The sequence below is a fragment of the Paraburkholderia sp. GAS448 genome (assembly GCF_050435685.1).
Classification (GTDB): domain Bacteria; phylum Pseudomonadota; class Gammaproteobacteria; order Burkholderiales; family Burkholderiaceae; genus Paraburkholderia.
Genome location: NZ_JBNDKT010000008.1, coordinates 252,161 through 263,472, shown reverse-complemented (window position 1 = coordinate 263,472; position 11,312 = coordinate 252,161). Strand labels below are relative to the sequence as shown.

The window sequence follows — 11,312 nt, the reverse complement described above, 5'->3', positions numbered from 1 at the left end:
AGATGAAGTTTGCCCATAAGACATCCGTTGTCGCCGTCGCCATGGCGCTCGCGCTAACGGCCTGCTCGTTCGGCCCCGGCGGCGAACCCCCGGCGATGCCTTCGCCCGCGCATTACGGCGCGCAGGCGCAGCCGTCCCGGACGGTGGCGGCAAATGGCGTCGCCCAGCAGTTCGATATCGGCTCGACGGCGGTACCGCAATGGTGGCGGCTGTACCGGTCCGACGCGCTCGATGCGCTGGTCGACGAAGGTCTGCGCAACAGCCCGACGCTTGCGGCGACGCAGCGCACGCTTTCGGCCGCGCAGGAGGAATTGCGCGCGCAGGTCGGTTCGTCCACGCTCCCGTCGATCGACGCCGCCGCCCAGGTCGAGCGGGCGCGTTCGCCGGTCGTGCCCGGCATTGGTCCCACCGAGGTGCGGTACAACTTTTTCGCCGGGCAGATTCAGGCGCACTACACCTTCGACCTTTTCGGTGCGACGCGCTACGCCAACGCGGCGGCTGCCGCCCGTGTGAACGTGCAGGGCTATGAACTCGAAGCGGCCCGGCGTGCGCTCGCCGCGAACATCGTCGGCACGGCGATCAATGTGGCGGCGCTTGATCGTCAGATCGCTCTCACCGAACGGCTCGTTGCCGTGGCGAGCGAAACGGCGAATGAGGACCAGCAACGGTACACGCTCGGATCGCTCTCGCACGTGCAGGCGCTGAACTCGAAGGACGACGCGGAGTCGATTGCGGCCAGTCTGCCACCCTTGCGGCAGCAGCGCGCCACAGCCATCCACGCGCTGGCGGTGCTGATGGGCCGTACGCCGGACGACGCACCGGTGGTTCCCGATCTCGACAGCCTGTCTTTGCCCGACCACGTGCCGGTCGCCGTGCCATCGGATCTTTTGCGTTCGCGCCCTGACATTCTGGCGGCCGACGCCGCGGTGAAGGCGGCCGCGGCCGACGTTGGCACCGCGACCGCGCAACTCTTTCCGAGCCTGTCGCTCACGGCCGCGATGGGCCGCGGCGGCTTTAACTGGCCGACGCTGCTCTCGGGCGCTGGCGGACTGTGGGCGATCGGGGCGGGCCTGTCGCAACCGATCTTCCACGGTGGGGCGATGTTCGCGCAACGCAGGGCCTCGATCGATACATACGATGCCGCGGTTCTCCACTACAAGTCGACGGTTCTGTCGGCATTTCAGGATGTCGCGGATTCGCTTGCCGCGCTGGATAACGACGCGCAGTCGCTGGCGTCTACCGAACGAGCGGCGCAGGCAGCCCGTGCCGCATTCGACGAAACCGCGTCGCGCGCCCGCCTGGGTTCCTTGCCGTCGACGGCGCAGCATGCCAGCGAGCAGCGATTTCTCAATGCGCAGCTGGGCGCCGTGCGCGGCGGAAGCCAGCGCATGACGGATACCGTCGCACTGTTCCAGGCGATGGGCGAATTGCCGTCCGCTCAACAGCACGTGACGTCAAAAGAGTGACGTGTCCCACTATGGAACATCGGAACCTGATTGCCTGCCACGAGTGTGACCTGCTTTTCCGCAAGCCGCCGCGCCTGGGTGGGCTGGTTGCACGGTGTCAGCGGTGCGGTGCGGGTTTCAAAGGCCTGCATCGCAGCGGTTTGTCGCTCGAGGCGATCTGCGCTTTGACCGTCGCGGCGTTGATTACTTTCGTTATTGCCCAGGCGTTCCCGGTATTACGGCTGGAGACAAACGGGATCGGCTCGCAGACCACGCTGTTTGGTGCAGTGCAATCGCTGTGGGGCGAACACATGCGCGTTGTCGCATGCATGGTGTTCTGTTCGTCGATGCTGTTTCCGCTGACGGAGTTGCTCGCCTTTCTTTACGTGCTGGTTCCTGTCCGGATGGGCAGACGGCCATCTGGCTTCAACCAGATGGTTCGCCTCATTCAATTTGTTCGACCGTGGGGAATGATCGAGGTATTCATGCTCGGGGTGCTCATCACGATCGTGAAAATGGTAAGCATCGCCCAGGTGATTCCTGGGCCGGGCCTGTTTGCATTCGGCGCGCTGACCGTGATGTTGGCCATCGTTGCCGCGTTCGACCCAACCGTGTTGTGGGAGGTTTGCGACGAAATGAAGATTCGTCGGCCCGCAGACGTATGCCAGTCGAGCGTGAGCGACAGCCGCGTTGGGCCGGGTGACGCCTTCGGCTTGCCGGAAATGGGGGCCACTGGTTATGTCACGGCAAGACATGCAGGACTTCTCGCGTGTCACACCTGCGGCCTGATTCAGACGGCGATCGCGCATCAGCCGCACCAGCGCTGTTCGCGATGTGACTCGCTGTTGCACGAGCGCCGTCCGGACAGCGTGACGCGCTCGTTGAGTCTGCTTATCGCCGCCGCGCTCGTCTATATTCCGGCGAATCTTTTGCCGATCATGCATGCCGCGTCGCTCGGCCGCTCGGAAGACGACACGATTCTCGGCGGTGTCGGCTACTTCTGGAGCTCGGGAGACTGGCCGCTCGCGGTCGTTATCTTCGTGGCGAGCGTCATGGTGCCAATGCTCAAACTCACTGTCCTCGCGCTGCTGACCTTGACCGCTCGCCGGGGTTCGGACTGGCGGCCGCTCGAACGCGCGAGGCTGTTTCGTATCGTCGAGCGCGTAGGCCGGTGGTCGATGCTCGATGTCTTCGTTGTCGCACTGACGGTTGCCCTGGTGCACTTCGGCTCTTTTGCCTTCATTACCGCGGGTCCGGGCGCACTCGCTTTCGGGGCGGTAGTGATCCTCACCATGCTGGCATCGCATCAGCTCGACCCGCGGCTCACCTGGGACAACGTCCGCTGTCAACAGCGGCAGCTTGGCGACGTCGAGTCTGCACGGGTTCGTAGCTCTGTCGCATCCATAAACTGAAATCAGCAACACTATCCTCTAGCGATGCATCTTCCTGATCTACCCCTTCCCGATATCAAACCGCGAAAACGCTGGCTTCCCTCTTTAATCTGGTTGATCCCTCTGATCTCGGCGTTGATCGGCATCGCGCTGGTGGCCCGATCCATTTCCGAAAAAGGGCCGATGGTCACGGTTTCGTTCAATAACGCAGACGGAATGGAGGCTGGCAAAACGAAGGTCAAGTACAAGGATGTGGAAATCGGCTCCGTGCAGACCATTACGCTGACGAAAAATCTCCAGCACGTCATGGTGAAAATTCAACTCACCAGGGAGGCAGAAAAATTTGCGACGCAAGGCACGCGTTTCTGGGTGGTTCGCCCGCGCGTGGGGGCCAACGGCATTTCGGGCCTCGGTACCTTGCTTTCCGGCGCGTACATCGGCGTCGACATCGGGCAGTCGCCAGAAAAACGGACGGAGTTTGTCGGACTCGAGAATCCTCCCATCGTCACTAGCGGCCAACCAGGGCATCAGTACACGCTGCGAGGGGATTCGTTGGGGTCGGTCGATATCGGCGCACCTGTCTTTTACCGTCGTGTGCAGGTGGGCCAGGTGGTCGGCTTTTCGCTTGACCCGCACGGCTCGGGCGTGATCGTCAATGTCTTTGTCAATGCCCCGTTCGATCAGTACGTCGGGACGAATACACGGTGGTGGCATGCGAGCGGCGTCGATCTTCGGCTCGACTCTAGCGGGCTCAAGATCAACACGCAATCGCTGGCGACAGTGGTTGTGGGAGGTCTCGCGTTTCAGTCCCCGCCGGGTCAGGACGCCGGGCAACAGGCCGCTGACAAGGCGGTGTTTCGACTCGCAGCGGACGAGTCGGACGCGATGCGCGAGCCGGACGGCCAGCCCCTCAATGTGGTGATGCGATTCAACCAGTCGCTGCGCGGATTGTCCGTTGGCGCACCTGTGGACCTGCGCGGAATCGCGTTGGGGCAGGTAACGGAGATCGGTATTGAATACAGCGAAATGGACAAGAGTTTCAGCATGAAGGTCTCGATGGCACTTTATCCCGACCGGCTCAGCCGGCGCAGCAGCGAGGCGCTACCGGCCCCCAACACGCCAGGCGGGCACGAGCTGCTTCAGCACCTCGTGATGGAAGGGTTGCGTGGCCAGTTGCGAACCGGCAACCTCCTGACCGGTCAGTTGTACGTCGCGCTGGACATGTTCCCGAAAGCCCCGCGTGCGACCGTGGATGTGCATCAGAATCCGATCGAACTGCCGACCGTGCCTAACACGCTCGACGAACTGCAGGTGCAGATTGCGGACATTGCCAGGAAACTGAATCAGGTACCGTTCGACAAGATTGGCGCCAACCTGAATGGCGCGCTGGAAAACGCCAACAAGCTGTTCGGTCATCTGGATACAGAGGTCGTTCCACAGGCTCGGGACACGTTGGCGGCAGCGCAGCGGACTTTCGGCACCGCTGAGGTGACGCTTCAGCAGGCGGCGCCGTTGCAATCGGACGTCCAGGATGCAATGCAGGAACTGACCCGTACGCTGCAGTCTTTCAATGCGCTCGCGGACTATCTGGAACGCCATCCCCAGGCACTTCTGTTCGGCAAGAAAGGAGACCGGCCTTGACTTTCCTTCAGTCTTTTTCGTTGCGCGCTTTCGTTCGTGTGGCCGCGGGAATCAGTCTCGCCGCTCTGGCGGCGTGTGGTTCTCCGCCGAGCCGGTTCTATACGCTTGCCTCCGGCGGCGGTTCGGTCACGGCGGATCGCACCGTAAGCCCCGCCGTTCTGATCGATATGCGGCCCGTTACCGTGCCTTCCGCGCTGGCGAAAAGCCAGCTCGTCGTTCAGGTGAACGCCACTCAGGTCAAGGTGCTGGAGGACGACCGCTGGGCGTCTCCGCTGCCGAATGAAATCCGCACCGCAGTGCTGGCAACGGTGACCCGGCAATCGGGCGCGCTCGACGTGCACGGGATGGCGCGCACGGACGAGGTTCCGCTGTACCGCATTTCGGTGCAAGTGCAGCGCTTTGAGACGTGGCCTGGGTCGCACGTACTGATTGAAGCTGTATGGAGCATACAGCCGTCAAATGGTCAGGAAACGATGACCTGCCACAGCATAGCCAGCCAGCCGGTCTCGCTTGGCTATGATGCAATCGCGGATGGTCACCGGCAGGCCTTGCAACGAATCGCCACGGAGATTGCGCGGGGCATCCGCGAGCTTGCCAGGACGTCAGCATTGCACGGGAACCGGCAGGCGGTGACCCGTCCGGCATCCTGCCCGCTAATGGCCTACGCTGAAGCGGGGATCGGGGTGACCCGAAGTCCCTGACGGTCCTTTTCGCGTCCGCCTTATTCCACCTCGACTTCTGCCTCGATGAGCGGCAATGCTCGCGTTGAAATCTTCTCGGCCTCCGCGCGCTTGAGCCCGAGTGTTTGCAAAAGCGTTGCTGCCGTGCGCTCGGCAAAGTGTTCCCCGCTGAAGCCGAGTTCATCGAGCAGCGCTGCCGCCGGCGCGCCGGGCGCGACGAAATTCAGCTCGGCTGCGATTGCCGCAAGCACGGTGCCGCCCACCGAAAGAAAGCCGATGAAGGGATCAGCGACCACGAAACGCTTGGCGGCGATGCCATTGCCGATGTCCCGCAATAGCCGTTGGCCCAACCCGCGGCTCAGGATGTGCGCCGAAAAACCTTCGCGTATCAGGAAGCGTCCCCACACGGGATCGCGCCGCGCCCGCATCAGAGTGTGGCGCACCGACACGGAGATCACTTCCGCCGGGTCGGACAGGCCGCCGGTGAGGCGATCGAGCATGTCGCCGAACTCCTCGAACACGTTGTCGACGAGCGTCGCGTAGATGGCCTCTTTCGACTCGAAGTGGTTGTAGAACGAACCGAAGCCCACGTCGGCAGCCTCGGTGATTTCGTTGATTGCCACGCCCTCCATGCCCTTTTCCGCCATGAGCCTGAGCGCTGCGTCGAGCAGGCGGGCGCGCGTCTCGCGCTTGCGGCGCGCTCCGCGCGGCTCGCGCTCCTCGGGAACGGGGGCCGGGGAATCGGAGGCTGCGGAAACGGGGGTCGCACGGGCGGCGCGCTTATGCGCAGGCCGGTTTAAAGAGTTCGCCATGACAAGTTCCAGTCTTTGCTCATATCCAAGTATAGATTGGAATGTCTCTATTGACAAAACTATCAGCTATGACTTTAATGTCACAAAGGCGCATGCTTGATGCCCGATAAACAAATAGACAGATGGAGTGACAGTGGAGACAGGATCAATCAACACCACCGGGCCGTCCGGTCCGCACGAACCGGTTCAGCCGTCGGCGCATGAGGTCGACCGTGCTGGGCCTGTTCGGCAGCGTGAATTCGCTCGGCAGCCTGAATGGCGATCCGAAGCTCGTCACGTCGAATCTCATCGGCGCGCGCCGGCTATCGAAGCCGGATACGTCATTCAAACCGTTTGATTTCCGTCCTGCCATGAAACTGACTACCGTACAGCCGGCCCGTCACCCCAATCCCACGACGAAAGCATCGGCATTGACCTACCTGATCTTCGATCGGCCGGATCTTGTGAAAGCCGAAAATTTTCTCAATGATTTCGGTCTCCGAACTGTGTCGCGCAATGAAGAGCTTGTCCTGCTGCGAGGAACGGGTGCTTCGCATTTTTGCTACGTGATCCAAAAGGCACCGAAATCCCGGTTCGTTGGCCTCGGGCTGCAGATCGACACCAAGGCCGAGCTCGATGCGATTGCAAGGCTGCCTGGCGCATCTGCGGTCGAACGATCGCAGTTGCCGGGCGGCGGCTACACGGTACGACTGACTGATCCATCCGGCTTTCGCGTCGATGCGATATGGGACCAGGCGCCAGCTTCGGCGCTATCCCATCGGCCACCCTTACCATTCAATTCCGTGGATGCGGCCGTCCGCATTAACGGGACGCAGCGGCCGCCCGAGTGTGCGCCGGAAGTCATCCGGCTTGGACATGTTGTGCTCGAACTCGTCGACTATCAGGAAACCTGCGCGTGGTATACGCAGCATTTCGGCTTTATTCCAAGCGATGTGCAGGTACTTCCGGATGGTTCGCCCGTCGTTGCATTCATGCGGCTCGATCTGGGCAACAGGCCGGCCGATCACCATACGCTCGCGCTCGCACAAGGCTTCGTGCCGACCTACAGCCATAGCGCGTACGAAGTCGTCGACGCCGACGCGATTGGCATGGGGCAGCGCGTGTTGCGCGACAAGGGCTGGACGCACGCGTGGGGGATCGGCCGGCATATCCTGGGTAGCCAGATTTTCGACTACTGGCAGGACCCGTGGGGCGACAAGCACGAACACTATTGCGACGGCGATCTCTTTACAGCTGACACGCCGGCGGGCGTGCATGCGGTGAGTCGCGAAGCGATGGCGCAGTGGGGACCGGCAATGCCACGCAGCTTCACCAAACCAAAATTCACGCCCGCGAGCATCGTGGCGCTCGTCAAAAACCTGCGCCGCAGTCCCGACCTGACGTTCGCCAAGCTGCGCAGGCTGGCAAAGATTTTCGCCTGAATCAATCCCTTCCATAAAAACCGGAGATCTAACAATGGCACTTCACGTTCTGCAGTACAGGCATCATGGCCGTCCCCAATGGGGCGTCGTCGCCAACGGCGCGATCACGCCGATTCCAGGTGAGTTCAAGACGACCGCGGAGTTCATCGAAGCCAATCCGGTCGAACGGCTGTTCATGCTGAGCGGTCCGACGATTCCCGAATCGGAAGTGCAATGGTTGTCGCCCGTGACAGCCAATCAGCAATTCATCTGTCAGGGTGCGAATTACCGCCAGCATATGATCGAGTCCGGACTGGATCCGGATGTGAAGAAATTCAACATGATCTTCACGAAGGCAGCAAGCTGCATTGTCCCAGCCGACTCACCCGTGGTTAAACCGAAAGAAGTGCGGTTCCTCGACTACGAGATTGAACTCGGTCTTGTCCTCAAACGCGACATCAACTCGCGCGAAATGGTCACCGACGAAAACCTGCACGACTATATCGCCGGCGTCGTGATCGTCAACGACTACTCCGCGCGCGACATCCAGATTCCGCAAATGCAGTTCTACAAGGGCAAGAGCTATCGCACTTTTGGCCCTGTCGGCCCTTACCTTTGCCTCCTGGAGAAACAGGATATTTCAAAGCTGAAGGAGCTCGTGCTGACGCTGACGGTAAACGGAACTGTCCGCCAGAATGACTCCACAGCGGGCCTCGTCTACGGCCCGGCGGAGACCTTGACGGAGCTTTCCGCCGTACACGACCTGCGCGCCGGGGACCTGCTCGCGACCGGGACACCCTCCGGCTGTGCGCTAAGCATTCCGTCGCCCGAAAAGCAGCGCGCCGCGGCGCAACTGCCTGAGGCGGAAAAATGGCGTCTTTTCCTGAAGATGCAGGAGGAAAGGCCGCAGTACCTGCAGGCGGGGGATATCGTGGAGGCGAATATCGTCAGCTATGACCGCTCGATCGAACTGGGCGTGCAGCGTAATGTCGTTGTTGACGATGCAGCATGACAGGCGTCGCGAACATGGAGGATGTCCAGGGCATCGAAGCGCAAGGTCAGTTGGCGGACCTGCCGTCGAGTACCTACGAGATGATCTGCCGGGGCGCCGCCATCAATCCATCGGCACCCGCGCTTTCGTTCTTTGCAACGGCCGACGAGTACCGTAACGGCGAGTGCTGGACCTATGGGGAACTGGTGCGCGACATCACGCGGACCGCGAACCTGTTTTCGCGGCTGGGAGTACAGCGCGACTCCGTTGTCGCCTATGTACTGCCCAACCTCCCGGAGACGCACTTTGTGATCTGGGGCGGCGAGGCGGCGGGGATCGTATGCGCGATCAATCCGCTGCTGGAGGGGGAGGCCATCGGCGAACTGCTCAACGCTTCGGGTGCCAGCGTGCTCGTCACACTGGCGCCATTTCCAGGCACTGATCTTTGGCAAAAAGTGCAAGCGGTGCTGCATAAAGTGCCTTCCCTCAAGCATCTGGTCCTCGTCAATCTGGCCGACCGGATGCCGCACGAAAAGCGTTCCGCGGCCCGGACGCTACAGCGCGACGAGTCTTCAAGATTGCATGGACCTGGCGGCATTCATAGTACCGTTCCTTCGCATATGGGCATTCACGATTTCAGCACCGCGATGGCCGGTGAAAACGGCGACGTGCTCAGCAGCGCGGTTGAAATCGGCGCCGAGGATGTATCGTCCTTCTTCTGCACGGGCGGCACCACCGGACTGCCGAAGATTGCGATTCGGCGGCACGGCAACGAGGTTGCCAATGCATGGAATGCGGGTCAATTCCTTGGCGAAAGCATTGGTCCGGGAAAAACGATTTTTTGCGGATTACCGCTTTTCCACGTCAACGCTGTGCTGGTGACAGGTCTGCTGGCGTTCTCGCGTGGTGCCCATGTCGTGCTCGGTACGCCGCAAGGCTATCGGGGCGACGGCGTTGTAAATCGCTTCTGGGAAATTGTCGAGCATTACCGCATCAACTTCTTTAGCGGGGTCCCGACACTCTATGGGTCTCTGCTGGACGTTCCCGTTGGCGCGCACGATATCAGTTCGCTCGAGTATGGGCTGTGCGGCGCCGCCCCCATGCCGGTGGAACTGCTTCGCACGTTCCAGGATCGCACCGGCGTAAGAATCCTTGAGGGCTACGGCCTCACGGAAGGTACGTGCGTGAGCAGCGTGAACCCTCCGCTTGGCGAGCGCAGGGCCGGTTCGATCGGGCTTCGTCTGCCCGGTCAGGCAATGAAAGCGGTCATGGTCGACGAGAACGGCCGCTATGTACGGGATTGCGTTGCGGATGAGGTCGGCCAACTGGTTATCTCCGGGCCAAACGTGTTCGCTGGCTATACCCGCGCGGACCAGAACAGTGGCATCTGGATGGAAGGCGGTGACGGCGCGCGTTGGCTTAACACTGGCGATCTCGGACGCTGCGATCCCGACGGCTACTTCTGGCTCACCGGCCGGAAGAAAGAACTGATTATCCGCGGGGGGCACAACATCGACCCGGCAGCAATCGAAGAGCCACTGCATCGGCATCCAGCGGTACAGATCGCCGCAGCGATAGGGCGCCCGGATATGCACGCCGGTGAATTGCCGGTTGCCTATGTCCAGTTGAAGCCTGGTACCACCGCAACTGAGGCCGAACTGGCCGAGTTCCTGCGCCGCGAGATAAACGAACGTGCCGCGTTGCCAAAGGGCATACGGATCGTGGATGCGATACCTCTGACGGGCGTTGGCAAGATATTCAAGCCCGCACTGAAACGGCGCGAAATGACGGACGCGCTGCGGTCGGCCCTCGCGGAAGCCGGCGTCGAGGATGCAACCGTTAGCCTGATTGATGACACCTCACGCGGGATTTCACTGCACGTCGAACTTTCAGACGCAGCGTTGGAGGTATTGGCGACTTCCGTGCTCGGGCGCTTTCCGTTCGCATTTTCGATCTCGGTCTCGGCACGGGATTAGAACTCAATCGGACGGGCGCGTGGCGATGCCGCGATTCGAGGGGATCGCGGTGTTGGCAAGTTAGAACACCTAATGGGTAGCAGGGAAAGAAAATAAGTGTTGTATCCGACAGGGAAGGAGAAGAACCCGTCAATCGGAAGATTGCAAAGGTAATACCACTAATCCATAAAAATTCTTTAGACAAGGGACAGGAGAAGAGACATGGAGAATTGCAAACGCGCCTTCAGATTGGTCGGTATCGCTGCATGCATCTGCTCGGCCGGCTTGATCGGCAACGCCAATGCGCAGTCCGCCGGAAGCGTGACGCTGTCGACAGGATGGCTTCACATTGCACCGCAGGGCGATGCGACACCGCTGACCGTGGATAGCATCGGCGGCGTAGCGGTGAATCGCCAGTTGACCGGCAGCGGGGCGCATGCCAGTTCAACCAATACGGTGGGCATAACCACCGAGTACTACGTCACGGACAGCGTCGGTGTGGCAATGTTGTTCGGACTGCCGTTGAAGGTAAATCTGATTGGCGACGGCACACTGCAGAAGTACGGCAACCTCGGTTCGACGAGACCGATGCCGCCTGCCATCGAACTTCGATACCACCTTTTCTCAGCCGAGTCGAAATTCCGTCCATTCGCCGGACTAGGCGTGAACTACACGTGGTTCACCCAGGTTCGGACAACCAATAGTCAGTTCGTCGCCGATAGCGTGGGTCCAGGCGGTTCGGCACACGCCACGCTCAGTTCATCGTGGAATCCGGTATTCGAAATCGGGGCAAATTACGCGATCACGAAGCACTGGTCTGTCGGAGCCACCGTCAACTATATGCCGGTTAAGACCAACCTGACGTTATACGGACAGACAGCGACCGGAACGCAGATCGTTTCCAGATCGACACTCCGGCTCGATCCCCTTAGCGTCTTCGTGAACTTCGCCTATACGTTTTAGCGCGTACCGGCCTTTGACTCCCAGCGTGACATGA

The 11,312-nt window shown here is 61.0% G+C and carries 9 protein-coding genes; 8 read left to right on the top strand and 1 reads right to left on the bottom strand.

Annotation, left to right across the window (positions count from 1 at the left end):
* Positions 1 to 2 precede the first annotated feature (2 nt).
* Genes P3T23_RS17905 through P3T23_RS17890 form a run of 4 tightly spaced genes read left to right on the top strand, consistent with a single transcriptional unit; the run spans position 3 to position 5,178 of the window.
* Complete coding sequence (locus P3T23_RS17905) at positions 3 to 1,466, top strand: efflux transporter outer membrane subunit (protein WP_429317476.1); 1,464 nt, start codon at positions 3 to 5, stop codon at positions 1,464 to 1,466.
* 11 nt (positions 1,467 to 1,477) lie between these two features.
* Positions 1,478 to 2,857 (top strand): paraquat-inducible protein A, encoded by a 1,380-nt coding sequence (locus P3T23_RS17900; RefSeq protein ID WP_429317475.1) that lies wholly within the window; start codon positions 1,478 to 1,480, stop codon positions 2,855 to 2,857.
* Positions 2,858 to 2,881: 24 nt separating this feature from the next.
* The gene (locus P3T23_RS17895) at positions 2,882 to 4,477 is read left to right on the top strand and encodes an intermembrane transport protein PqiB (RefSeq protein WP_429317474.1); all 1,596 of its coding nucleotides are present in this window, start codon (positions 2,882 to 2,884) and stop codon (positions 4,475 to 4,477) included.
* Positions 4,474 to 5,178: a PqiC family protein gene (locus P3T23_RS17890; protein WP_429317473.1), complete on the top strand. Its 705-nt coding sequence runs from the start codon at positions 4,474 to 4,476 to the stop codon at positions 5,176 to 5,178. The genes P3T23_RS17895 and P3T23_RS17890 overlap by 4 nt, the downstream gene beginning before the upstream one ends.
* 20 nt (positions 5,179 to 5,198) lie before the next feature.
* Here P3T23_RS17890 and P3T23_RS17885 read toward each other — a convergent pair whose 3' ends face one another.
* A complete protein-coding gene (locus P3T23_RS17885) occupies positions 5,199 to 5,969 on the bottom strand; it encodes a TetR/AcrR family transcriptional regulator (RefSeq protein WP_429317472.1) in 771 nt (256 codons plus the stop codon).
* A 350-nt stretch (positions 5,970 to 6,319) separates the two neighbouring features.
* Between P3T23_RS17885 and P3T23_RS17880 the strand changes: the two genes are divergently transcribed.
* The 4 genes from P3T23_RS17880 to P3T23_RS17865 all read left to right on the top strand — a co-directional run bounded on the left by P3T23_RS17880 (position 6,320) and on the right by P3T23_RS17865 (position 11,278).
* Complete coding sequence (locus tag P3T23_RS17880; protein ID WP_429317514.1) at positions 6,320 to 7,390, top strand: VOC family protein; 1,071 nt, start codon at positions 6,320 to 6,322, stop codon at positions 7,388 to 7,390.
* A gap of 34 nt (positions 7,391 to 7,424) precedes the next feature.
* Entirely contained in the window at positions 7,425 to 8,381 is a 957-nt protein-coding gene (locus tag P3T23_RS17875) for a fumarylacetoacetate hydrolase family protein (RefSeq protein ID WP_429317471.1), read from the top strand.
* Positions 8,378 to 10,336: an acyl-CoA synthetase gene (locus P3T23_RS17870; RefSeq protein WP_429317470.1), complete on the top strand. Its 1,959-nt coding sequence runs from the start codon at positions 8,378 to 8,380 to the stop codon at positions 10,334 to 10,336. Before P3T23_RS17875 ends, P3T23_RS17870 begins: the two co-directional genes overlap by 4 nt.
* Before the next feature lie 201 nt (positions 10,337 to 10,537).
* Entirely contained in the window at positions 10,538 to 11,278 is a 741-nt protein-coding gene (locus P3T23_RS17865) for an OmpW/AlkL family protein (RefSeq protein WP_429317469.1), read from the top strand.
* Positions 11,279 to 11,312: the final 34 nt, after the last annotated feature.